Here is a 25,064-nt window from a genome sequence, read left to right on the forward strand (position 1 = left end):
TTCTTGATATAATGACTAAAAACGATAAAAGGATTAAGTATGAATATTGTTATTATAGGCGCCTCCTTTGCTGGTTTAAGTGCAGCTTTAGAATGTCGAAAATTGTATCAGAATGCTCAAATAACACTAATTGATAGAGAAAAAGATGTGGCTTACTTTCCAAATACCTTGAATTGGAAAGTGGCAGGAAAAATTTCTGGTTGGGAAGAAGCGAAGATTTCTTTGTTCAGCGAGGTGCAGCATGCAGCTATTTCTTGTCTTTTTGAAACAGAATGTCTCGCAGTTTATCCCGAAATGCGAAAGGTAAAGATACGGCATCATCAAGATATAGGTGATATTATTTATGACCGGCTAATATTGGCTATGGGAGCTAGTCAAACATGGGAATGGGGAACGGAAGAACTTCAAGACTATCTAATTCGCTCAAAAACGCTATCTCAAGCACAAGCTAGTCTAGAGAAATTGACAAATGCAAAAACAGTTGCAGTGATTGGAGCAGGACAGATTGGTTTGGAAAGCTTGGATGCCCTTAGCCAGTTGGATTTGAATTTGCATGTGTTTGAGGCGCAAGATTCACTCCTTGCAAAGTACGTTGATGAGGATATGATTGCGCCGATTCGTCAAGAGATGAAAAAAAGAGGAATCCAACTTCATTTATCCGAAACAGTCAATCAGATAACGATTGATACTCAGGAAGAACAGCTGGTTTGTCATACAGTCACAGGTAATTATCCAGCTGATTTAGTCTTGCCATCCACCAATTTGACGCCCAATATTCAGCTAGTGAAAGACAGGCTAAAAGTGATTGCAGAAGGGACTGTATGGGTGGATGAGTTTCTTGAAACAAGTCAAGAGAATATTTTTGCTGTAGGTGATTTGGTCAGTCTCCCAGTAGATTATTTTGGACAGGCATATCTTCCGATGATTCATCATGCGATTATGACAGGGAGGATGGCTGCTCGAAATTTGCAAAAGAGGATTGCTCCTATTAAGAGAGCCCAGCGGATTGTTTCTAGTCATGTATTTGGCTATTATATAACTAGCCTTGGCTTGACCGAGAGTGAGGCGAGCTTGTGGTTGGAGAGTAAATCGATTCGGATTAGAAGGTCGTATAGCCAGTGGGAACCAACTTTAGTAGATTTCAAGCTGATTGTCGAAGAAACGAGTGGGCGCATCATAGGGGGGCAACTCGTTTCTACTGCAGATTATATTGAACAGATGGATGTACTGTCTCTAGCGATTTCAAAGGATTTGACCGTCTTTGACTTGGTAGAACATTCTTGGCTCTGTCTTCCTGGAAATACTCCTCTGGTCCCCTTCATCGTAGAGGCCGCTCAAGAGTATATTCGGCAATTTTATCAGGTTGATGGGGAGGGTGTCTATGCGGATTGATTCCTTATTGGAAAAGCGTGAGCTCGCCATTTATCAGCTTCTCCTCTACTTAGAAGATAGGAAAGAGGCGCCATCGCTAAAGGATATTTGTCACTATTTAGAATTGTCAAAATTAACTCTTTTTCGCTATATTGTATCTTTCAATGAAGAAGCAGAAGTAACCGACTTGGGACTCTCTTTTCAACTCGAAGATGAAAAGGTCTTTTTGAAGAAAAAGGCCAGTTTGAGTCTTCATCGTATCCTAGACTATCTCTGTCAAACCAGTACCAAATATCAAATTATTGTTTATTTATCTGATAAGGAAGAGGTTTCTATTCAACAGCTGGCTCAAGAATTGCTGATAAGCGAAGCGACTCTGAATCGCCATCTTGCCTCTTTGAACCAGATATTGGCAGAATTTGGTATTGGAATCAAAAGTGGTCGTCTAAAAGGTAGTGAGCTTCAAATACGGTACTTTTTACATCAAATGTTGAGTTTGACTACTACGAGAGCGGAATTACAAGAAGAGTTTATGCTAGGGAAAATAGAGGCCTTATTGCCGGTTTTCGAACGCTTCTATCAATCGCCGCTAAATCCCAAGCAAGCCCATCGTCTGTTGTTGTGGTTAATGATTTCACAGCAACGCTCTCGATTGCGACAGCTAGATTTTAAGCACCTTTACAAATTGATGGAACCCTATCAAGAACATAAGTTTTACCGACGTTTGAGAAAGATGTATTTTACACTAAGTCAGCAACAATCCACCTCTTTCCAAGAAGGGGAAATTATGGCGTTGTTTGCTTTCCTGTTTAGCCATTTTATTTTAGTACCGCATCAATTAGAGCAGGTTCTTGGTTTCGGTGGACCGATTATGGAAGCTACCTCTTTGGCTCTTCAGAAATTACGGTTATATTTTGAGGGAAATTTACCAGTCTCAGAAGAAGCGCTCTATCATTTGAACCAAATCATGAGCCAGCTATATTTCTTTTATTCTTCCGTTGAACTGGAAGAGGTAGAAGCTTCTAGTTTCTATTCAGAAGCAGAAGACTTGCTAAAAGACGTCTATAAATCAGTTTTTCATAGAAAAGTCGATAAAAAAATAAGGAACTCTTATCTGACAAATATTGCGGATTTGTATATTTATTTTGGTCAGGTCCAGCCTATACAGGTCAAGGTTGCTTTTGCTTCTTCCCTACATGAGGTTCTATCCTATCCTCTCTTGTTGCAACTAAGGGAGAAGTTAGAAGGCAATCGTCAGGTTCTTATTGAGCCCTATCAAGCAGGATATGACTATGATTTGATTATTACAGATTACCTCGAAAATACAAGCATTCCAGTTTATTGCCTAGGAAATCGATTGAAAATCCAAGATATCGTACAATTAAAGGCATGGATACAGGATATATATCATCAAAAGTCCTGTCAATCAGAGATTATGGCGACCAAAACTTCTTTTCCTATCGAGCATCGCTAGATGATGTCAGATAGTCTTTGTGAAAAATGTAAGTGCATTTAACCTTGAAAAATTTATTTTATAAACTCTGATAACAGTTGATAGAATCATCTTTCTAGCCACTGCTTATCAGATTTTTTTATTTTTTTGAAAAAAATGATAGGAAAAATTCACAAGAATGGGTTAGAATAGAATTACCAAGAAAATGGAAGCGTTTTCAAAAAAAGATAAACAAACAGGAGGGAGACCTATGTCTACTGAAAAATATATCATGGCCATTGACCAAGGAACTACAAGTTCACGTGCCATTATCTTCAATAAAAAAGGTGAAAAGGTTGGCAGTTACCAAAAAGAGTTTACGCAAATTTTCCCTAAACCAGGTTGGGTTGAACACAACGCCAATGAAATTTGGAATTCTGTTCAGTCTGTGATTGCAGGGTCCTTTATCGAAAGCGGTGTTCGTCCTGATCAGATTGAAGGAATTGGTATTACCAACCAGCGTGAAACAACCGTTGTCTGGGATAAGGAAACAGGTCTTCCAATCTACAATGCCGTTGTCTGGCAATCTCGTCAAACAGCTCATATTGCTGACCAGCTGAAGGCGGATGGTCATGCAGATATGATTCATCAAAAGACAGGTCTAGTAGTCGACGCCTACTTCTCAGCAACCAAAGTTCGTTGGATTTTAGATCAAGTCCCTGGAGCGCAGGAACGTGCTGAAAAAGGTGAGATTCTCTTTGGAACCATTGATACTTGGTTGGTTTGGAAATTGACTGATGGGAAATGCCATGTGACGGATTATTCAAACGCAGCTCGTACCATGCTCTACAACATTGAAGAGTTGAAATGGGATGATGAAATTTTATCTCTTCTCAATATTCCAAAAGCCATGCTGCCAGAAGTTCGTTCAAACTCTGAAGTTTACGGCACAACAGCTCCATTCCATTTCTATGGCGCAGAAGTGCCAATCTCTGGCATGGCAGGTGACCAACAGGCTGCCTTATTTGGACAATTAGCATTTGAGCCAGGTATGGTGAAAAATACTTACGGAACCGGTTCCTTCATCGTGATGAATACAGGTGAAGAGATGCAGTTGTCACAGAACAACCTTCTCACAACAATTGGCTATGGTATCGGTGGCAAAGTCTATTATGCGCTTGAAGGATCTATCTTTATCGCTGGTTCGGCGGTTCAATGGCTCCGTGACAGCATGCGAATGGTGACTACATCACCTGAGTCAGAAGAGCTTGCTCGTAAGTCTACCAGCAATGATGAAGTCTATGTTGTTCCAGCCTTTACAGGACTTGGTGCTCCGTATTGGAACTCAGATGCGCGTGGCTCAGTCTTTGGTCTCACTCGTGGTACGACTAAAGAAGACTTCGTCAAAGCAACTCTTCAATCCATTGCCTACCAAGTTCGAGATGTTATTGACACCATGCAATTGGATACAGGTATTGATATTTCTGTCTTGAAGGTTGACGGTGGTGCAGCAATGCACAGCCTCCTCATGCAATTCCAAGCAGATATTTTGGGTATTGAAATCGCACGCGCTCAAAACCTTGAAACTACAGCTCTTGGAGCAGCATTCTTAGCAGGTTTAGCAGTTGGTTTCTGGAAAGATTTGGATGAATTGAAAGAACTCAACGCTGTCGGCCAATCCTTCCAACCAACCATGAACGAAGCTCGTAAAGAACAACTTTACAAGGGATGGAAAAAAGCTGTCGCAGCAACTCAACTATTTGCAGAAGTGGATGAAGAGCAATAAAGGACTTGTTAGCTAGGGGAAAGAAGAATTTCTGCTTGCTAGACAGTCCTATTCGAAAGTTAGGAAGTGAATCGTATGGAATTTTCAAAAGAAACAAGACGCTTAGCTATTGAGCGAATGCAGGATCGTCAACTTGACCTCCTCATTATCGGGGGTGGTATTACAGGTGCAGGTGTGGCTTTGCAGGCAGCAGCAAGCGGTATGGAAACAGCCTTGATTGAAATGCAGGACTTTGCAGAAGGAACTTCCAGTCGCTCAACCAAATTGGTCCACGGTGGTCTTCGCTACCTCAAACAATTTGACGTGGAAGTGGTATCCGATACCGTATCTGAACGTGCTGTAGTACAAAATATCGCCCCACATATTCCAAAGCCAGACCCAATGCTTTTACCAGTCTATGATGAGCCAGGTTCTACCTTCAGCCTCTTCCGTTTGAAAGTGGCCATGGACTTGTATGATCTCTTGGCTGGCGTCAATAATACCGATATGGCCAATAAGGTCTTGACAAGAGAAGAAGTACTTGAACGCGAACCAAACTTGAAGCAAGAAGGATTGATTGGTGGCGGTGTCTATCTTGATTTCCGCAACAATGATGCTCGTTTGGTTATTGAAAATATCAAACGTGCAGCCAAGGATGGTGCCTTGATTGCCAGCCGTGCCAAAGCTGAGAAATTCATCAAAGATGATGCTGGAAAAGTTGTCGGTATCGTCGCTCGTGATTTGCTGACAGACCGCACCTTTGAAATCCGTGCGCGTTTGGTCATCAATACAACAGGACCATGGAGTGATGAAGTGCGTAATCTGGGTGGAGAAGGTTCAGGCGTTCTCCAGATGCGTCCGACCAAGGGTGTGCACCTAGTTGTCGATAGCTCTCGCTTGTCTGTACCACAGCCGACTTACTTTGATACTGGCCATGCGGATGGTCGAATGGTCTTTGTCCTTCCGCGTGAAAATAAAACCTATTTTGGTACGACTGATACAGACTATACTGGTGATTTGGCAAATCCAATGGTAACCCAAGAAGATGTTGACTACCTGCTTGATATTGTCAACAATCGCTTCCCAGAAGCAAACTTGACCCTGGATGACATTGAGAGTGGTTGGGCAGGTCTTCGTCCCCTCTTGTCTGGAAATGGTGCTTCTGACTACAATGGTGGAAACAACGGTAAGCTCAGCGATGACAGCTTTAATAGCTTGATTGAAACGGTCAAAGGTTATATGAACAATGAAAAGACACGTGACGATGTGGAACATGATTTGACCCATCTGGAAGGCAGCGTTTCTGAAAAACACTTGGATCCTTCAGCTGTATCACGTGGCTCTGCCCTTGACCGTGATGACAATGGTTTGCTGACTCTTGCTGGTGGTAAGATTACTGACTTCCGTAAGATAGCGGAAGGTGCAATTGAAAAAGTGGCAGACATTCTCAAAGAAGAACATGGTCGCAGCTTCAAACTCATCAATTCTAAGACCTATCCAGTCTCTGGTGGTGAATTGAACCCTGCAAACGTAGCAGAAGAAATTGAACATCTTGCTCAACTAGGTGTGAAGAAAGGTCTCCTTTATGATGACGCCCTTTACTTGGCAAACTTGTACGGTTCAAATGCTCCAAAAGTCTTTGTATTAAACCATAAAGTAGAAGCCGTTTCTGGCTTGAACAAGCGTGATTTGCTTTCCCTTCACTATGCTATGAAGGAAGAGATGACCTTGACTGCAGTTGACTATCTTCTTCGTCGTACCAACTACATGCTCTTTATGCGTGAGCAGTTGGATGCAGTTGCGCTTGAAATCATTAAGGAAATGGCAGCTTATTATGCTTGGTCAGAGGAAGAAGTTGCTCAACAGAAACAATTGTTGGCAGATACACTTGTTAAGAATGATTTGACCTATTTGAAAGAAAAATAGAAAGAGGTGCATGATGACAAATGAATTAATCGGTGAAGTGTTGGGAACCACCTTACTTGTCTTACTAGGTAATGGTGTGGTAGCAGGAGTAGTACTAGATAAGAGTAAGGCCAAGGATGCTGGTTGGATTGTAATCACAATTGGTTGGGGTCTAGCAGTAGCCATGGCAGCTTTTGTGAGTGGTTTATTGGGAACTGCCCACCTCAACCCAGCTGTATCAATTGCAATGGCCTTTGCAGGAAATCTCCCATGGGCTTCTGTAGTCCCTTACATCCTTGCTCAATTTATCGGAGCCTTTATCGGAAGTATCTTGGTCTACCTCATGTACAAAGATCACTACGATGCAACAGAAGACACTGGTGCTGTGTTGGCAACTTTCTCTACTGGACCTGCCATCCGCAACCTTGTTTCTAATACAATTAGCGAAGCAATCGGAACCTTTGTTTTGGTCTTGGGATTACTGGCTTTCGGTCAGTATGATTTTCCAACAGGGATTGGCACTTTAATCGTCGGTGGTTTGATTGTCTCACTCGGAGTTTCTCTTGGTGGTCCAACAGGATATGCCCTAAACCCTGCGCGTGATCTTGGTCCTCGTATCATGCATGCCATCCTTCCATTGAAGCACAAGGGAGATTCGGATTGGGGCTATGCATGGGTACCAGTAGTTGGTCCAATCATCGGAGGCTTGCTTGCGGCTCTCCTTTATGGTCTCATTTTTTAAAAAATATCCTTCTCTAATCAGCAATGGTTAGGGAAGTTTTTTATTACTTGGCTGTCAATCGTGAGCAAAAGATTTTTATTTATCAATAATTAGTGATAAAATATGTCTATCAACATCAGTGAGGTCATCTTATGAACAATACAGGTATTCATCACATTTCAAGCTTGGTAGGAAACATACACCAAGCCTATCATTTTTATCATCATATTCTCGGCTTAAAATTGACCTTGAAAACTGTCAATCAAGAAGATTCAAGCATGTATCATCTCTTTTTCGGTGATGAAGAGGGCCGCTATGGAACGGAATTTACCATTTTTGATATGCCTAACCATCCCAATCATCGAAACGGAACCAATCGTTTGGAAAGAACTGTTTTTCTGGTAAAAAATTTTGAGGCATTAGAATTCTGGCAGAAAAGACTGACAGAGTTTGAAGTGGAGAATGAAGGAATTCAGGCTTTTGGAAATGGGCATATTCTGAATTTCCAAGATGAAGATGGCCAGTTGCTTGGCTTGACCTATCATAACGCTATCGGAGAAATGTTTCCGTATAAAATAGATGAAATTCCGTCGGAATACGCTATTCTTGGCATTGCCAGTCTTCACATGCGAATACGTGAAGAAAAGGCATTACTAAGTTTGCTGACAGAAACCTTCGGATTTGTTGAGGAAAGTCGATTTGTCTTTGAGGATAAGATAGTGATTTCTCTTCTCTTTGATAACACCTTCCAACATCGACTTTATTTGATACTTGACCAAGAGTCGCCAATCAGCGTTATGGGAGTCGGGGCCATTCATCATATCGCATTTGGTGTCTTAGATGAGTCCGACTTGGAAGACCTGATTAGTCGCTTAAATCTCATCAATCGTCCACATTCTGGTATCATTAATCGAGATTTCATTCATTCCTTGTACTTCCGAGCGCCAAATTACCTTATGTTTGAGGTGGCAACCATGACTGGTGAGCGCGAATCGGAAATGCCAGCTCAGAATGAAGAGTTGGATCAGGTAGACCTATTTTTGCCAAGTTTCTTTGAAGAGGATAGACAGGAAATCGAAAAAAATCTCTCCCAACGTTATTAGGAGAAATGAAGTATGGATTATCGCTTTATCAAAGGGACCAGTCCCAGTCTTTTGGTCTTTTTCCACGGCACAGGTGGCAACAAGGAATCCATGCTCTTTCTTCGCTAACAGCTGGATCCAGAAGCTTTTGTCCTTTCCTTAGATGGAAGTTGGGGTCAAGGCAGGGAAAGGCGTTTCTTTGCACCTCTCATTGACGGTCAGCTGGATCTTGTCGATGTTGAAATGCGCTTGTCGGCTTTTCTGGATTTTTGGCAGGACTTGGACATCCGAGATTATCGTCAGATTACTTTCGTAGGTTTTTCAAACGGTGCTAACTTTATCATGGGCTTGTTGGCCAAGCAGTCAAACCTGGCGGACAATTATATCTTGCTCCACCCTTCGGCCTTAGATTACGCTTTTCCTATGGAAAATAGCAGAGCAGAGATTTTATTTACACTGGGGCAGAATGACCAACTCGTCGACCAAGTCGCTCTTGAACATCTTGTAGATGACTGGCAAGCGTCAGCTTTTCCCAGAGCCAACCTAGTTCGTTTTGACAAGGGACATTTTTTAAGTCAGGATGAATTGACCTACGTGGGAAATTGGTATCAAGAAAGAATAGACAAAAAGACCTGAACAAGTTCAAGTCTTTTATGTGTCTTAGATTAGTGTTTCCAATTTATCCACCAATGAACCAACATAGGCAATGGTTTCTTTGAGTGGTTGGTCAGTTGAAACGTCAACACCTGCGTGCTTAGCAAGGTCTTGGGCAGAAAGACTTGCACCGAGTGACAAGGTTTCCAACCATTTTTCAACAACTTCTTCAGGATGTTCTTCCAATTGTTTCGCCATAGCCGTACCGATGGTCAAACCAGCTGAGTAGGTATATGGATACAAACCAATGTAGTAGTGTGGTTGACGCATCCAGATAAGACCTGCATCGTCACCGATTTCAAAGTCTTCACCCCAGAATTCCTTGATGACATCCAACTTGATTTGGCAGAGAATATCACCGTTGAGGTATTCTTCATTGTCCAAACGAGTGTAGACTTCACGTTGGAAGGCTGCTTCAAGCAAGTGAGTGACCATGTTGTGGAAGTAAGTACGGCTGATCAACTCGCTAATCAAGTAAGCCTGGAAGCCAGGGTCTTGGTTGTTTTTCAAAAGGGTGTTACATGTCAAGACTTCATTTGCAGTAGAAGGCGCCTCGATGAAGTAGAGGGATGGATCGTAGCTAAGGACACTTTGTTTCTTAGCCAATTGGAAATGACCAGCATGTCCCAATTCGTGAGCCAATACCAAGACCTCGTTCATCAAGCCTGTCCATGAAAGTAGGATGTAAGATGGTCCATCGTAAAGAGTAGCACAGAAGCCACCAGTAGCCTTACCTTCGTTTTGAGCAAAGTCAATCCAACGCTCATCAAATGATTGTTCAATCATTTTCACATAATCTTCACCAAGAATGCCCAGGCAGTCAATCAAGAATTGTTTGGATTCTTCAGGTGTGATGCGTTGGTTGTATTCAGATGGTAGACTGATTTTCAAGTCAGCATGTGTGATCTTGTCCAATCCATGAGCCTTAGCAACCAATTTTACATAGCGACGCATGTGAGGAGCCAATTCTTTCATGATGACATCAATCTGACGGTCGAAGAGATCACGAGAGACATTTTGACTATGCAAGAGGAAGTCAATCGTATTGTCAAATCCACGCAAGCGAGCTTCGATTTGCTCATTCTTGATATGAGACAAATAAGTTGCTGCAGTTGTATTCTTGTATTTTTTCAAGGTTGAATAGAAACCAGCAGCTGAATTGCGACGGATTTCGGTATCATGGCTGAGCTCATAATCATTTTCAAAGAGCACATAGCTATTGCCGAGCGTTTCGCCATTTGCCTCGAAGTTTTCAAATGTCATATCTTCAAACTTGGTCACACCGTAGTTGTTATAGGGCTGACCAAATGTTGGTGCAAAATTTGATAAAAGTTCTTCTTGAAGTGGGTGCAGTTGATGCGGCTTGTCACGGAGAATAGCATCAAAGAATGCAGCCCATTGTGGTTGTTCTTCTTTTAATTCAAGTAGAAAGGCTTCATCTAATTGACCAAGTTCTGAATAGAGGAAATCTCGTTGAGGACGTGCCTTGGCAGAAACGAGGTCGTATTCGTTGGCCAGGCTCGCCAATTCAGTATTCATCTTATCGACTTCCAAAGGAAGGAAGGCATAGTGGGAAAGTCTGCTATCAAGAATAACGATTTTTTCGTATTCTGTTAAGGCGGAAACGATGGTATCCTTATCAGTTAGCTTTCCTTTGTAATTCGATTCGAAAGCTGTCACTTGCTTAGCGTAGGCTGCCAAATTTTCTTTGTAGTTATCAGGGGTCGGAAATAGAATGTCCGTATCCCAAGTTAATTGCACATCAATTTCTTGACGTTTAGGCATTGCATTTGTCATGATTTTCTCCTTATTTCATTTTAATAGGTCCATTATATCATACTAAAGGGCTTTCAGCGAAAATAAGCCAAGGCAAAATTTATGAAAAAGAATACTTGACAAAATACACAAAAACCTAGATAATGTAAGTATGAAAGGGTTTACTGAAAACCAGAAAGGAGCTTTTATGCAAGTCATTAAACGTAGTGGAGAGATTGTTGAATTTGATCCAGATAAAATCTACCAAGCCATCATTAAAGCTGCACAGACAGTCTATGTCATTGATGAAACTTGGCGGAAAAATCTTGCTCAGGTCACAAAGAAAGTAGTGCTTGACTTGGAAGAAGCTCATACAGAGCGACCAACGATTAGCATGGTTCAGTCGCAAGTTGAACATCGTCTTTTAGATGCAGGGTATATTTCTATTGCTGAGCATTACATTTCCTATCGCTTGCAACGTGATTTAGAACGTAACGGCTATGGCGATAAGATTATTGTACATCTGCGTTTTGAACAAGTACGTTAAGAGAAACCTAGAGAAATCTAGGTTTTTGCTTTTATATATCTTTACATTGTTTAAAGAAAATAGCATTTCAAAAACTTTTTGAAAAAAATGTGATATTCTGAGCATATTTTTTGAAATCGGTAACATTTATATTGTATAATATAGTTCGTAAAAAAATATATTTTCGAAAGTGAGATTTTACATTATGGCTAAAATCGTTGTTGTCGGTGCTAACCATGCTGGTACTGCCGCAATCAAAACTATGTTGACAAATTATGGTCAAGAAAATGAAATCGTTGTATTTGACCAAAACTCAAATATTTCATTCTTGGGTTGTGGTATGGCTTTGTGGATCGGTGAGCAAATTGGCGGTCCTGAAGGACTTTTCTACTCAAACAAAGAAGAGTTGGAGAGCTTGGGTGCGACAGTATACATGGAGTCACCTGTTACAAACATTGACTATGATGCCAAAACAGTTACAGCGCTTGTAAATGGTCAAGAACATGTTGAATCATTTGAAAAACTTCTTTTCGCAACTGGTTCACAACCTATCTTACCACCAATCAAAGGAGCTGAAATCAAAGAAGGTTCGCTTGAATTTGAAGCAACTCTTGAAAACTTGCAATTTGTTAAATTGTACCAAAACTCAGCAGATGTTATTGAAAAATTGAAAAACAAAGACATCAACCGCGTCGCAGTTGTTGGTGCTGGTTACATCGGTGTTGAGCTTGCGGAAGCATTCCAACGTAAAGGTAAAGAAGTAGTACTTATTGATGTTGTGGATACATGTTTGGCTGGGTACTATGACCGTGACTTGTCAGACCTTATGGCTAAAAACTTGGAAGAGCATGGTATCAAACTTGCCTTCGGCGAAACTGTTAAAGAAGTTGCTGGTAATGGTAAAGTTGAGAAAATCATCACTGACAAGAACGAATACGATGTTGACATGGTTATCTTGGCTGTTGGTTTCCGTCCAAACACTGCGCTTGCAGGTGAAGGAATCGAGCGCTTCCGTAATGGTGCCTTCCTTGTAAACAAACGTCAAGAAACTTCTATCCCAGGCGTTTACGCTATCGGTGACTGTGCAACAATCTACGACAACGCTACTGGCGATACAAGCTACATCGCTTTGGCTTCAAATGCAGTACGTACTGGTATCGTAGCAGCTCACAACATCTGTGGCACTGACCTTGAAGGTATCGGTGTACAAGGTTCTAACGGTATCTCTATCTACGGTCTTAACCTTGTATCAACAGGTTTGACACTTGAAAAAGCTACTCGTCTTGGTTTGAACGCTGCTGTTACTGAAGTAACAGACAACCAAAAACCAGAATTCATGGAGCACGGCAACTTCCCTGTCACTATCAAGATTGTTTACGATAAAGATTCACGTCGTATCCTTGGTGCGCAAATGGCTGCTCGTGAAGACATCTCATTGGGTATCCACCTCTTCTCATTGGCAATCCAAGAAGGTGTAACAATCGAAAAATTGGCCTTGACAGACTTGTTCTTCTTGCCACACTTCAACAAACCATACAACTACATCACAGTAGCTGCCTTGGGTGCTGAATAATTAATTGAATACAAAAGCTCAGAGATGACTCTGGGCTTTTTTTGCTTGCCATCTATCACATTGAACTGTCTATCGAGAGATTTTTTGGTATAATGGAGAGAATGATTATAACGAACCTGTATTCACAGTGTAGTACTTCCATCTAAGCCTAGTTTTTCAGCTATTCATCGTTTGTTTTTCAAAAAATACAGTCGGTATTCCTTCAAAAAACTGCCTTGATTAGCGAAAAACTATCTCTTATTTAAAAGCACTCCACTTGTAATACATGTTCTAAGAAAGTATGAGAAAATGAACCCATTATTAAACGGAATGAATGACAGACAGGCAGAAGCGGTACAGACGACGGAAGGTCCGCTTTTGATTATGGCAGGGGCTGGTTCGGGTAAGACGCGAGTCCTGACCCACCGTATCGCTTATTTGATTGATGAAAAAATGGTCAATCCTTGGAATATCCTAGCCATTACCTTTACCAACAAGGCGGCACGGGAGATGAAGGAGCGGGCCTATGCCCTCAATCCTGCCACGCAAGCCTGTTTGATAGCTACCTTCCACTCCATGTGTGTGCGGATTTTGCGTCGGGATGCTGACCATATCGGTTACAATCGCAATTTTACGATTGTCGATCCAGGTGAGCAACGCAGTCTCATGAAACGGATTTTAAAAAATCTCAATCTAGATCCGAAAAAGTGGAGTGAACGTTCTATCCTGGGCACCATTTCCAATGCCAAAAACGACTTGATTGATGACAAGGCATTTGAAGCGCAGGCAGGCGACCTATACACGCAGATTGTTGCTAAATGCTACACGGCTTATCAAAAGGAACTAAGACAGTCAGAGGCCGTTGACTTTGATGATTTGATTATGTTGACGCTCCGCCTTTTTGACCAAAATCCAGAGGTCCTGACCTATTACCAGCAGAAATTCCAGTATATCCATGTCGATGAGTATCAGGATACCAACCATGCCCAGTACCAATTAGTCAAGCTCCTGGCATCACGTTTCAAGAATATCTGCGTGGTCGGAGATGCGGACCAGTCTATCTATGGTTGGCGTGGTGCGGATATGCAAAATATCCTGGACTTTGAAAAGGACTATCCAGAGAGCAAGGTTGTGCTTTTGGAGGAAAACTATCGTTCGACCAAGAACGTCTTGCAGGCTGCCAATGAGGTCATCGAAAACAACCGCAATCGACGTCCCAAAAAACTCTGGACACAGAATGCCCAAGGGGATTTGATTACTTACTATCGTGCCAGAGATGAGAATGACGAGGCGATTTTTGTCGCAGGGCAGATTGACCAGTTGCACCGAGAAGGCAAGGCTTATAAGGATTTTACAGTTCTCTACCGTACCAATGCCCAATCACGTACCATTGAAGAAGCCCTGCTCAAATCTAATATCCCTTATACCATGGTTGGAGGAACCAAGTTCTACAGCCGTAAGGAAATCCGGGATGTGATTTCTTATTTGAATATCATTGCAAATCCATCGGATAATATCTCCTATGAACGCATTGTCAATGAGCCCAAACGTGGCGTTGGACCTGGTACGGTTGACAAACTCCGTGATTTTGCGACCAGCCACAGTATGTCCTTGCTAGAAGCTTCTCAGGATATTATGTTGTCACCAGTCAAGGGCAAGGCAGCGCAGGCAGTCTTTGACCTAGCCAATCTCCTCTATAATCTTCGCAATCAATTAGACAACTTGACGGTTACCCAAGTAGTCGAGGCAGTATTGAACCAAACAGGCTACATCGATGCCCTTGCAGCACAAAATACCCTGGAAGCAAATGCCCGCATTGAAAACATCCAGGAATTCCTTTCTGTTACCAAAAACTTTGATGAAAAGGATGTTGAGGAAGAAGAGACAGGTCTAGATAAATTAACACGCTTCCTGCTTGATTTGGCCCTGATTGCTGACACAGATGATGGCGATACAGAATCTTCAGAAGTGACTCTTATGACCCTCCACGCAGCCAAAGGTCTGGAATTTCCAGTTGTCTTCTTGATTGGTATGGAGGAAAATGTCTTCCCACTTAGTCGTGCAGCAGAAGAAGAGGACGAATTGGAGGAAGAACGTCGTTTGGCATACGTAGGCATCACCCGTGCTGAGCAGACTCTCTACCTGACCAATGCCAATTCTCGACTCCTTTTCGGTCGCACCAACTACAACCAACCAAGCCGCTTTATTCGAGAAATTTCCAGTGACTTGCTTGATTATCAAGGCCTCGCTCGTCCAGCTAATACTAGCTTTAAGGCTTCTTATGTCAATGGCAGAGCGACACAGTTTGGACAAGGCATGAGCTTGCAACAAGCCCTACAAAGTCGAAAAGCATCCGTACAACCATCTGCCAAGCTCGGAGGTAGTATGCCCTTCGCATCAAGCAACCAATCGTCAAGCTCAGGCACCAACTGGTCAGTTGGTGACATCGCAGTCCATAAGAAATGGGGCCGCGGAACAGTCCTTGAAGTATCAGGTTCAGGCAGCAATCAAGAACTCAAAATCAATTTCCCTGATATGGGACTCAAAAAAGTCTTGGCAAGCTTAGCGCCGATAAGTAAAGAAGATTAAATTTAGTTAAAAAATAATTGCAGTAAGCTCGAAAATATGATAAAGTATTTTTGTAAAATTGAATAGAACATTTGGGGTGCCAAGAGGCTGAGATTATACCCATCGAACCTGATGCAGTTAGGACTGCCGAAGGGAAATGTGTATCAACAAATTTTGTTGACAAGTACTATATTTGTATTCTAGTATAGAATACTGTATTTACTGGTCATCAATCATCGTAGGTGTAACTCCATTTGATAAACCATCAGATGGAGTTTTTTCTATTGTCGAATGAAGAGTTCTCAGAAATACGGAATTGAGTGCAGGTAGCTCGACCAGCCTAGAGGCTATACTACGATGGAAATAAGATATGCGCAATAAGTCACTTTCGTAGAGTTCGACAAGGCGAAACTGATGATAAGGCTAATACAATTAATAGTATTTTCACAAATCCCCTTAGCCCCTTCAATTTACATTTTCACCGAGAAAAAGAGAAAGGAGATATAGATGAACAAAATGGTCATTTGGTTTGACCTTGATGGCGTTATCTTTGATTCCTATGGGGTCTGGGATCAGGTGGTTCAAGGAATTTTGAAACATCACGGGGTTGCTTATACCCAGCAGATAAGGGAAGAACTTTGGCGTATTCCAATGGAAGATGTCAACGGGTATTTATTGCAACTTGTGGAGAATTCCTTAGATGAGAATGAACTTGAAAGGCAAAAAATGAATCAACTGCAATCACTATATAGAGATATTTCCTTGATGGATGGTGTGCATGAACTCCTATCTACATTGAAGGCAAAAGGTGCAGTCATGTACGCAGTCACTTCAAACTATCTGGAGCTGGCTGAACTAGGATTGTCATCCCATCATCTTTCAAACTATTTTGTGAAACTATTTAGCAGTTTGAATCTGTTTGGAAGCGATAAAAATAGGGAGTTTTACCAATTCATCCTACATCAGGAACGGATAGATCCAGCCAATATCGTAATGGTCGAGGATAATAAGAACAATCTTTGTATTGGACATGAGTTAGGAATAGCGGGAGTTTATATAGAACATCCAAATTCCCCTTTTTCTGATGAGAATACAGGTATAGTTAGCATCAAGCAATTAAGTGAATTAATACCAATTTTGGAGGATAGAAAATGACATCTTTACATGTAGCATTATCAATAGCAGGAACAGATCCAACAGGCGGAGCAGGCATTATGGCTGATTTGAAGAGCTTTCAGGCTAGATCAGTTTATGGTATGGCAGTCGTGACGAGTGTCGTTGCTCAAAATACCAAAGGGGTGCAACTAATTCGTCATCTTGATCAGGAAATTTTAGAAGAACAATTGAAAAGTGTCTTTCAGGACATTGTTCCAGATGCAATAAAAACTGGAATGTTAGCACAAGTCGAGACCATTGAGCTTGTCGCAAGCTATCTTGCAAAACAGAAGTGTCCATATGTCTTGGATCCTGTTATGGTCGCAACGAGTGGAGACCGTTTGATTGAAGAGGATGCAATCAAAGCGCTGAAAACAAAATTACTGCCCCTTGCTACCATCATTACACCGAATCTACCGGAAGCAGAAGTTCTAGTCGGTAGAACACTGAAAAGTGAAAATGACATCATGAATGCGGGCCGTTGGATTCGGAAAGAACTTGGGGTAAAAAATGTGGTCATTAAGGGTGGACATCTGGCAAAGGCGGCATCTGACTACTTATTTTTAGAAGATGGTGAGATTAGTGTCATCAGTGCAGCACGCATTTCTACGAACCATACCCATGGTACAGGTTGTACCTACGCGGCAGTCATTACTGCAGAGTTGGCGAAAGGTCGGACAGTAGCAAAAGCAGTCGAAACTGCCAAACGATTTATTACAGAAGCAATTCAGACTGCTCTAGAACTGGGGCATGGAAATGGTCCTGTCAATCATACCACCTACAGAGGAGAGTAACTAGATGTATTTGGAAAAATTACGTAGTCAAAATCCCTTGACCATTTGTATTACGAATGATGTAGTCAAAAATTTTACAGCTAATGGCTTACTTGCTCTCGGTGCCTCACCTGCAATGAGCGAGTATCCAGAAGATTTGGAGGATCTACTTCCCTATACAAAGGGGTTATTGATTAATACAGGAACCTTGACCAATGAAACTTGGGAACTATACAAATCTGCCTTGGATATTGCTGAGAAATATGGTGTACCTACTGTCTTAGATCCTGTTGCGGCAGGTGCTGGTGCCTATCGCAAGAAAGTTACCTTGGATCTGTTACATCATCATACTATTTCACTCGTTCGTGGGAATGCAGGAGAAATTGCAGCCTTGATTGGTGAAAGTATTGAAACGAAAGGGGTAGATTCTGCTCAGATTGACAATGTAGGTGAACTTGCTCTCAGAGCCAACCAACAATTAGGAATTCCTGTTGTGATTACAGGAAAAAAAGATGCTGTCGCTGTGAATCATCAGGTTCGGATTTTGGAAAATGGTAGTGAGTTAATGCCACTAGTGACAGGGACAGGATGCCTGCTGGGAGCAGTTCTGGCTGCCTTTATTCACCTGGCTGATGAGGATTCATTATTGGATTGTTTGGAAGAGGTCCTATCGGCTTATTCGATCGCTGGAGAAATGGCAGAGCAGAAAACCTCACTACCAGGAACCTTCCAGATTGAGTTTATAAATAGCCTCTATGCAATCCAATCAGAAGAGGTTGAAGAAAATAAAAAGGTCATTCATTATGAATAGAAAAATGCTTCAAGTTTACTTTATTTGTGGCACGTCAGATTGTCCAAAAGGCAAATTTTTGGATGTACTGGAAAAGGCATTGCAGGCAGGAATCACTTGTTTTCAATTTCGTGAAAAAGGTGAGCAAGGTTTAACAGGGGCTGATAAACTACTGTTGGCAAAACAAGTTCAACACCTGTGTCACCGCTATCAGGTTCCATTAATCATTAATGATGATGTTGAGTTAGCACGTGCCATTGATGCTGATGGAATACACCTTGGACAGGAAGATTTGTCAGTAGTAGAAGCGAGACAGCTCTTCCCAGGGAAAATAATTGGACTATCAGTTGGAACAAAAGAAGAATACCTCAATTCGCCTATTGATCTAGTTGATTATATCGGAAGCGGACCTGTTTTTCCTACTCTATCTAAGGATGATGCTAGCCCAGCCATTGGAATGGATGGATTAAAGCAATTAAGGAAACTCAATTCCGATATTCCCATGGTTGCGATAGGAGGGTTATCTGCTAAAGATTGTAAGGAAGTTCTCCAAGCAGGTGCAGATGGCATAGCTGTTATCTCAGCCATTTCCCATGCTGAAGACCCCTACAAAGCAACCAAGATATTGGTGGATGGGATGCAAGCAATGATTTTAAAATTTAATCAAGTAGAATCTAATAAACAAATACTAAAAAATCCCTAATCAATTTGGGTCTTTTCATTTGATATTAAAACGAATTCTTAGTTGATATTAGTGGCAAGAAAAATAGTTTTTCTACTTTACAAAAATCAAAAGCCTTAAAAATAGCGCAATTTTATTATGTTATATAAATAAGTGTTAAATATTTCAGAAAATCTGACTACTTCACAAAAAATTAAATCATCTTTTGTAATGGAATCCGCATTTAGCAATACAAACATTCATCATTCGAAATGAGTAGAAGTTAAGTAATACAAATTAGAGTTTAAAAGCTCTTGGAATTAGGAAGATTTTATCAAAATTTATTTATAAAGTATGGCTTAGAAATCTGGAACAAATCGTAAAACAAGAAGACATTTGTCCTTAAAATGTTTGTGTATTATGACATTGGATATGTTTTTTTGCTATTGAATCGGACGGAATTCCTTTACTTGCAAAAAAGAAAGCGTTATCATTGTTGTGGTAACAATAAAGAAAGGAGCGTGTATGATTTTGAAAATGCATCTACTATTGGATATAATCGAGATGAATCCAGATGTATATTCATTACTAAAGCTTTGCCCATATGAAATCTTGCGTAAAATACATGTCAAGAGATTCGAAGATGGTGAATTTGAGTTGGAGCAAGGGGAGATCTATCAGTATATGTATATTATTGTTGAGGGGAGGGTCAATGTTTACTCGGAATCGGAAAATGGGAAAAAATATTTTCTTTGTTGTAGTCAGTCTGGTGACTTGATTGGAGAAATGGAAATATTTCAACAAGTTCCGTATATTAGTTATGTGAAAGGAGTTGGTGATATTATCGCTTTGGAAATAGATAAAGATACACTTTCGAGTTGGATGGCATTAGATCAAAACTTTAGTAGTTTGTTTATTAAGAAGATTTGTGAAAATTCCTATCGTATGTGTAATCGTATGAAGCGCAATAGTCTATATGATCTTAGACAGCGACTTGCATACTATTTGCTGGAGCAATTTGGAGGAAAAAAATTAGCATCATTACAGTTTAATTCGGAAAGATTGAGTCAAGAGATGGCGGTTACCCAACGGAGTATCAATCGATTGTTAAAAGAATTTAAAGAAAAGCAAATCATCGATTTAGGTCATGGTAAGATTCAACTATTGGACCACCAAGCTTTAACGAGTTTACTAGATTAGGAGAAAGAAAGATGGTACTACAACCACATATTCGTTGTGACATAGAACAAGGTGCAAGATACGCCATATTGCCGGGCGATCCACAGAGGGTGGACAGAGTAGCAGAGTTTTTAGATAGTGTAGAATTTATAGCATTCAATCGTGAACACAAAACAATGCGTGGAAGCTATAAGGGGGTTCCAGTGTTAGTTACCTCTACAGGGATGGGGGGTGCTTCAACAGGAATCGCGGTAGAAGAGTTGGCACGTATCGGTGTGGAATGTATGATTCGGATTGGCTCATGTGGAGCATTGCAACCGGAGATGCAGATGGGAGATTTGGTCATTTTGAATGGGGCTGTACGTGATGAGGGGACTTCTAGGGCGTATGTTGATCCAATTTTTCCGGCGGTTCCAGACCCTGATGTTTTATTTGCCTTACGAGGAACTGCTATGAACCAAGGTTTTGCCCATCACGTTGGAATTGCTAGAAGCCATGATAGTTTTTATATTGATAATGAGTTGGAAGTTGATCATTTTTGGTCTAAAAAAGGTGTATTAGCTGGAGACATGGAAAGTGCAGCTTTATTTACTATTGGTAGCCTACGTGGGATTAAAACGGGCTCCATTTTAAATACAGTGGCACTATATGATGGTGAATTGAAAGATGAGATCAACCAATATGTGTCTGGCGAAAATCGTGTGACACAAGGTGAAAAAAATGAAATTCTTACGACATTGGAAGCGATTGTGATGCTAGAAGAACAAAGGAAAGGATAGAATCATGAATTGGAGAAATAATAATCCATTATCATTGAAGTTTAATACTGCAGCTTTAGTGTTGATTCCGGCAGGGGTTGGGATTAATTATATTGGTAAATTGATTGCGGGGGTTCTCAAATTACCACTTTGGTTAGATTCGATTGGAACTTGTTTATCGGCTTGTTTGGCTGGTCCAATTGTAGGTGCTGTTGTGGGAATTATGAATAATTTAATTTATGGATTAACGGTGGATCCGATTTCTACAGTTTATGCCTTAACCAATGCAGCCCTAGGAATTGCAGTCGGTTTATTGGCTTATTACGGTAGTATGAAGAACATCAGGGGTGCCTTATTTACAGGAATTGTTGCTGGATTTGCAGCAGTCTTGGTATCAACGCCATTGAATATGATCTTTTGGGGTGGTACAACCGGAAATTTATGGGGAGACTTGGTTTATGCAGGTCTATTAGCTCAAAAATTCCCAGTTTGGTTTGCATCGTTTATGGATGAAATAGTGGTAGATATTCCAGATAAAATAGTCGTATTATTACTTGTGCTAAGCTTGTATAAGAGTTTACCAAAGAGTCTACTATCGCTTTACCAAAGTAATAGTGTGATTAAGAACCTAGATTAAGGAGGTCTCCATGAAAACGATGAGTTTGTTTGAAGACAAGAATTCATTTTTGAATAATTTGTCTCCGTTAACTAAGATGTTGTATGTGCTTGCGACCATTCTGATACCGATTATTGCAGGTGATTTAGCTGTATTTAGCATTACAATTCTTTTAAGTGTCGTTTTGTTAGCACATTCTAAAGTGTTAAGGCAGACCTTACCCATTCTGAGTGTATCTGGGTTTGTTATTTTAACGGTAGGAATTATTCAAGGATTGTTTAGAAGTGGTAATGTCACGCCTGTTTTTCAATTAGGTCCAGTCATTTTTTATAAGGAAGGCTTGATATTTGCAGCTGAGATTGCTTTAAATGTATGTAATATTATTTTAGCTTTCTGTGTTCTGATTTTAACGACAAAATCGTCGGACATGATTGAAGAATTAGTTAGAAAAGGCTTCTCACCTCGAATGGGATATGTGTTTGTCTCCTTGTTCCAATTAATCCCTCAGATGACGAGCCGAATGGCAACAATTACGGATGCACAAAGAAGTCGTGGGATGGAAACAGAAGGTTCGATGTTGGTTCGGCTAAAAGCTTTTTTGCCATTGGTCTCTCCTGTAATTATGAGTTCTTTTATTGATACGAGAGAACGCGCAATTGCCTTAGAGGTTCGAGGATTTAATTCAAAATCTAAAAAGACATTTATCAATCCACCGATTCGTTCGCAATTTGATCGATTGATTCAAATTTTCTGCATTTTTGGAGTTGTGCTAGCAATTGTCTGGAGGGTTCTATAATGGCACATATTAAAATTGAAAATCTAAAATACCAATATCCCTTTGCTGAAAAGTTGGCTCTAGACGGCATCACGTGTGAGATTCGTCCAGGTGAATTCATTGGGGTAATTGGTCGAAATGGTTCTGGAAAATCGACATTCTGTCAATCATTAACAGGACTTGTTCCGAATTTTTACCGTGGTTCGTATGGAGGAAAGGTATGGATTGATCAATCCGAAGTGAAGAGGGTAGAGGTTGATGACTTGTGCCAAAAAGTCGGAAGCGTTTTTCAAAATCCATTTAATCAAATTACAGGTTCTAAGGCGACTGTGTATGAAGAAATTGCTTTCGGTTTGGAGAATTTCGGAGTCCCAAAAGAAGAAATGGAAGTTCGAATTGAGGAAAGTTTACGTTTGTTGGACATTGAAGAGTACCGTGATCGAGCTCCGTTTGACTTGTCAGGAGGACAAATGCAACGAATGGCAATTGCTAGCATTATGGCGATGAAACCAGAGGTCATTATTTTAGATGAGCCAACTTCTCAACTCGATCCACAAGGTAGTGAGGCAGTTTTCAAAGCTATTCAGTCTTTAAGTAAGCAAGGCATCACTGTAATTATGGTGGAACATAAGGTTGAAAAAATCGCAGCTTACAGTGACCGGGTAATGTTGCTTGATCAGGGAAAACTAATTGCCATGGATACACCACAAGCCGTGTTTTCTCGACCAGATCTAGAAAAGTATGGAGTTGTAGCACCTACCTTTACTAGAATATGCAAGCAGTTAGGCATGAAGCTACCAGGAAGTTCCTATTATCCTGTGACACTTGAGGAAGCTAGTCAGTTGTTGGCAAAGAATAGGGGGGGAAATGTATGAATCAAATTAGTATTAGTAACTTAGAATTTTCCTATCATCCGGATAAAAAAATATTAAAAGGGTTGAATATTATTTTAGATGAGCGTTCGACGGCGATTATTGGACAAAATGGTGCTGGAAAGACTACATTTGTAAAGTTACTGAAAGGCCTTATTCGTCCGACGGCTGGTAAAATTATGTTAAATGGACAAGATTTAAGCGAACAATCTGTCGCTAAAATTGCTAAAAGTATTGGACTCATTTTTCAAAATCCAGATGACCAAATTTTTAAACATACGGTATTAGATGAAATTATGTTTGGACCATTGCAAATGGGCATGACTCATTCTCAAGCAGAACAGGCAGCTAGAAAAACTATGTCCTTGCTGGGCTTAGATGGATTTGACAAGGTAAATCCCTACGACTTAGGATTATCCGATAGAAAAATGGTGTCAATCGCTGCAATAGTTGCTATGGATACACAGGTTGTGATTTTTGATGAACCAACGATTGCTCAAGATGATGCAGGAAAAAAACAGATTCAATCGGTGATACAATTGTTGAGAGAACAAGGAAAAATAGTTATTTCCATTTTGCATGATATGGACTTCGTAGCAGAAACGTTTGAACGTGCCCTTGTCTTTGCACAAGGAGAAGTTTTGTTAGATGGAAGTGTTCGAGAGGTTTTTTCACAGAAAGATGTCCTTGAAAAAGCCTATCTATCTCAGCCAACCACGATGCAATTATGTCAAGCACTAGGCTATGATGACGTTTTTCTCACTCCCGAAGAGTTCATAGCTTACAAACAGGAGTGATGTACTTAAATTACAATCTAGGAGATTCCTGGTAACCGCTTGGTTTTTATAATGTTATTCTATACTGCTTCCTAATTATTGAACGATATTAGTCTAATTCTAAGTTTGTGAGAGATTGCAGATTGAGGTAGTTCTGTTTCTATTCTTTTAATCTTTTTGAAGCGGACGAGGTTCTCCTTTCTGTATCACTATAAATTTGTAAATTAAAAATTTGAATCAGAAAATTTTATAATTTTACAAATGTATATATTTTTCCATTTAATTTAGAAGACTTGATTTGTGGATAGAGGGTAAATATTTCACATTGAAACTTTGATGGAAAATTATAGCCTTTGTATTTTTTAGTATGATATAATTATTACTATAAAGATCTAGTTGAATTCAAAAACTTTATCAATAAGATATCTATACTTGAATACTTAGTTGTGCTATCTATCAAGATAATACACACTGATATAAGGGCTATCTGCCGATAAAATACAGAAAGCCAAGATATATCTGAGGCTAAGCGGTTTAAAAAGGAGCGGTTCTTAAAAATGAATTTTACGATGATCACTATAGATTAGAAACGAATTGATTTCACTCAAATAGAGGGTGTTTTTAGAGAGGAAAATCCCAAAATTGCACTACAAACATTTATTATTCGATCTTGACCATACTCTTCTTGATTTTAGCCGTGGAGAAGAAGTAGCCTTAACCCAGTTTTTGACAGCTATGGAGGTTGAAGATATTCAAGCTTTTAAAGAAGTTTATCGACCGCTCAACCAGAGCATGTGGAAGGATTTGGAAAAAGGGAACATTACAAAGAAAGAGCTAATAAACACCCGCTTTTCACGGACCTTTGCCCACTTTGGTCGGCAAGTTGATGGAAGGGAGATGGCCTTGCGCTACCAAGAGTTTATTGGGCGGCAGGGACAAATTTTTACAGGTGCAGATAAGCTTTTGCAGGAATTGACACACCGAGGCTACCAGATTTATGCAGCGACCAACGGCGTGACCTATATACAGGAAAATCGCTTGCTTCACTCACCGATTCAATCGTATTTTAAAGAAGTATTTATTTCTGAGCAGATGGGGACGCAAAAGCCTGCGACTGATTTTTATGAAAAAATAGCAGAGCAGATTGCAGGTTTTCAATTTGCCCAAGCCTTAATGATTGGAGACAGTTTGACAGCAGATATTCAAGGCGGAAATAATGCTGGTATGGATACTGTTTGGTATAATCCGACTCACATGATAAATAATAGTAAGGCAGTTCCAACCTATACCATTCATAGCTATCAAGAATTATTAGATTTGTTATAAGATATTTTAAGAAACTTATAAGGATTTTAGTATATAATTATACAGAAAGAAT

General features: G+C 40.4%; 22 protein-coding genes and 1 riboswitch. Of the genes, 21 read left to right on the top strand and 1 reads right to left on the bottom strand.

The features are described from left to right. The first annotated feature begins 39 nt into the window (after nucleotides 1-39). The 7 genes from YYK_RS03440 (at nucleotide 40) to YYK_RS03470 (ending at nucleotide 8,912) form a co-directional block, all read left to right on the top strand. Nucleotides 40-1,392 (top strand): FAD-dependent oxidoreductase, encoded by a 1,353-nt coding sequence (locus YYK_RS03440; RefSeq protein WP_011922251.1) that lies wholly within the window; start codon nucleotides 40-42, stop codon nucleotides 1,390-1,392. Further along, entirely contained in the window at nucleotides 1,382-2,845 is a 1,464-nt protein-coding gene (locus YYK_RS03445; protein ID WP_012775047.1) for an AcpB/EbpR/MafR family transcriptional regulator, read from the top strand. The genes YYK_RS03440 and YYK_RS03445 overlap by 11 nt, the downstream gene beginning before the upstream one ends. Nucleotides 2,846-3,074: 229 nt before the next feature. Then, nucleotides 3,075-4,589, top strand: a complete 1,515-nt coding sequence (glpK, locus tag YYK_RS03450; protein ID WP_014917235.1) for a glycerol kinase GlpK — start codon at nucleotides 3,075-3,077, stop codon at nucleotides 4,587-4,589. Nucleotides 4,590-4,664: 75 nt separating this feature from the next. Then, entirely contained in the window at nucleotides 4,665-6,494 is a 1,830-nt protein-coding gene (glpO, locus tag YYK_RS03455) for a type 1 glycerol-3-phosphate oxidase (protein ID WP_012775049.1), read from the top strand. 13 nt (nucleotides 6,495-6,507) lie between these two features. Continuing rightward, nucleotides 6,508-7,215 (top strand): MIP/aquaporin family protein, encoded by a 708-nt coding sequence (locus YYK_RS03460; protein ID WP_012775050.1) that lies wholly within the window; start codon nucleotides 6,508-6,510, stop codon nucleotides 7,213-7,215. A gap of 131 nt (nucleotides 7,216-7,346) precedes the next feature. Further along, entirely contained in the window at nucleotides 7,347-8,297 is a 951-nt protein-coding gene (locus tag YYK_RS03465) for a 2,6-dichloro-p-hydroquinone 1,2-dioxygenase (RefSeq protein WP_011922256.1), read from the top strand. Between the two features lie 222 nt (nucleotides 8,298-8,519). Beyond that, a complete protein-coding gene (locus YYK_RS03470) occupies nucleotides 8,520-8,912 on the top strand; it encodes an alpha/beta hydrolase (RefSeq protein ID WP_011922258.1) in 393 nt (130 codons plus the stop codon). Between the two features lie 24 nt (nucleotides 8,913-8,936). Here the strand turns inward: YYK_RS03470 and pepF are convergent, their stop codons facing one another. Next, nucleotides 8,937-10,727 (bottom strand): oligoendopeptidase F, encoded by a 1,791-nt coding sequence (pepF, locus tag YYK_RS03475; protein ID WP_011922259.1) that lies wholly within the window; start codon nucleotides 10,725-10,727, stop codon nucleotides 8,937-8,939. Between the two features lie 166 nt (nucleotides 10,728-10,893). Here pepF and YYK_RS03480 point away from each other — a divergent pair, with 166 nt between their 5' ends. The 14 genes from YYK_RS03480 to pynA all read left to right on the top strand — a co-directional run bounded on the left by YYK_RS03480 (nucleotide 10,894) and on the right by pynA (nucleotide 25,012). After that, complete coding sequence (locus YYK_RS03480) at nucleotides 10,894-11,232, top strand: ATP cone domain-containing protein (protein ID WP_002935455.1); 339 nt, start codon at nucleotides 10,894-10,896, stop codon at nucleotides 11,230-11,232. Between the two features lie 184 nt (nucleotides 11,233-11,416). Continuing rightward, nucleotides 11,417-12,784, top strand: coding sequence for a H2O-forming NADH oxidase (gene nox / locus YYK_RS03485; protein WP_012775051.1), 1,368 nt, complete (start codon nucleotides 11,417-11,419; stop codon nucleotides 12,782-12,784). A gap of 288 nt (nucleotides 12,785-13,072) precedes the next feature. Beyond that, nucleotides 13,073-15,352, top strand: a complete 2,280-nt coding sequence (gene pcrA / locus YYK_RS03490) for a DNA helicase PcrA (RefSeq protein ID WP_011922262.1) — start codon at nucleotides 13,073-13,075, stop codon at nucleotides 15,350-15,352. Between the two features lie 62 nt (nucleotides 15,353-15,414). Next, nucleotides 15,415-15,504: riboswitch (TPP riboswitch) on the top strand. A 334-nt stretch (nucleotides 15,505-15,838) separates the two neighbouring features. Then, nucleotides 15,839-16,486, top strand: coding sequence for an HAD family hydrolase (locus tag YYK_RS03495; RefSeq protein ID WP_011922263.1), 648 nt, complete (start codon nucleotides 15,839-15,841; stop codon nucleotides 16,484-16,486). Continuing rightward, a complete protein-coding gene (thiD, locus tag YYK_RS03500) occupies nucleotides 16,483-17,280 on the top strand; it encodes a bifunctional hydroxymethylpyrimidine kinase/phosphomethylpyrimidine kinase (protein ID WP_011922264.1) in 798 nt (265 codons plus the stop codon). Before YYK_RS03495 ends, thiD begins: the two co-directional genes overlap by 4 nt. 4 nt (nucleotides 17,281-17,284) lie before the next feature. After that, complete coding sequence (gene thiM / locus YYK_RS03505) at nucleotides 17,285-18,070, top strand: hydroxyethylthiazole kinase (RefSeq protein ID WP_011922265.1); 786 nt, start codon at nucleotides 17,285-17,287, stop codon at nucleotides 18,068-18,070. Next, a complete protein-coding gene (gene thiE / locus YYK_RS03510; protein ID WP_011922792.1) occupies nucleotides 18,063-18,752 on the top strand; it encodes a thiamine phosphate synthase in 690 nt (229 codons plus the stop codon). Before thiM ends, thiE begins: the two co-directional genes overlap by 8 nt. A gap of 483 nt (nucleotides 18,753-19,235) precedes the next feature. Then, on the top strand, nucleotides 19,236-19,910 hold the full coding sequence (locus YYK_RS03515; RefSeq protein WP_012775629.1) for a Crp/Fnr family transcriptional regulator: 675 nt from the start codon (nucleotides 19,236-19,238) through the stop codon (nucleotides 19,908-19,910). Nucleotides 19,911-19,921: 11 nt separating this feature from the next. Then, the gene (locus YYK_RS03520) at nucleotides 19,922-20,668 is read left to right on the top strand and encodes a nucleoside phosphorylase (protein ID WP_011922794.1); all 747 of its coding nucleotides are present in this window, start codon (nucleotides 19,922-19,924) and stop codon (nucleotides 20,666-20,668) included. A gap of 34 nt (nucleotides 20,669-20,702) precedes the next feature. Beyond that, nucleotides 20,703-21,284 (top strand): ECF transporter S component, encoded by a 582-nt coding sequence (locus tag YYK_RS03525; RefSeq protein WP_223375669.1) that lies wholly within the window; start codon nucleotides 20,703-20,705, stop codon nucleotides 21,282-21,284. A 10-nt stretch (nucleotides 21,285-21,294) separates the two neighbouring features. Next, on the top strand, nucleotides 21,295-22,059 hold the full coding sequence (locus YYK_RS03530; RefSeq protein ID WP_014635952.1) for an energy-coupling factor transporter transmembrane component T: 765 nt from the start codon (nucleotides 21,295-21,297) through the stop codon (nucleotides 22,057-22,059). Beyond that, entirely contained in the window at nucleotides 22,059-22,913 is an 855-nt protein-coding gene (locus YYK_RS03535) for an energy-coupling factor ABC transporter ATP-binding protein (RefSeq protein ID WP_011922272.1), read from the top strand. Before YYK_RS03530 ends, YYK_RS03535 begins: the two co-directional genes overlap by 1 nt. After that, on the top strand, nucleotides 22,910-23,707 hold the full coding sequence (locus YYK_RS03540) for an energy-coupling factor ABC transporter ATP-binding protein (protein ID WP_011922273.1): 798 nt from the start codon (nucleotides 22,910-22,912) through the stop codon (nucleotides 23,705-23,707). Before YYK_RS03535 ends, YYK_RS03540 begins: the two co-directional genes overlap by 4 nt. Nucleotides 23,708-24,328: 621 nt before the next feature. Next, nucleotides 24,329-25,012: a pyrimidine 5'-nucleotidase PynA gene (gene pynA, locus YYK_RS03545; RefSeq protein WP_012775054.1), complete on the top strand. Its 684-nt coding sequence runs from the start codon at nucleotides 24,329-24,331 to the stop codon at nucleotides 25,010-25,012. Nucleotides 25,013-25,064: the final 52 nt, after the last annotated feature.

Source organism: Streptococcus suis S735 (assembly GCF_000294495.1).
Lineage (GTDB): Bacteria > Bacillota > Bacilli > Lactobacillales > Streptococcaceae > Streptococcus > Streptococcus suis.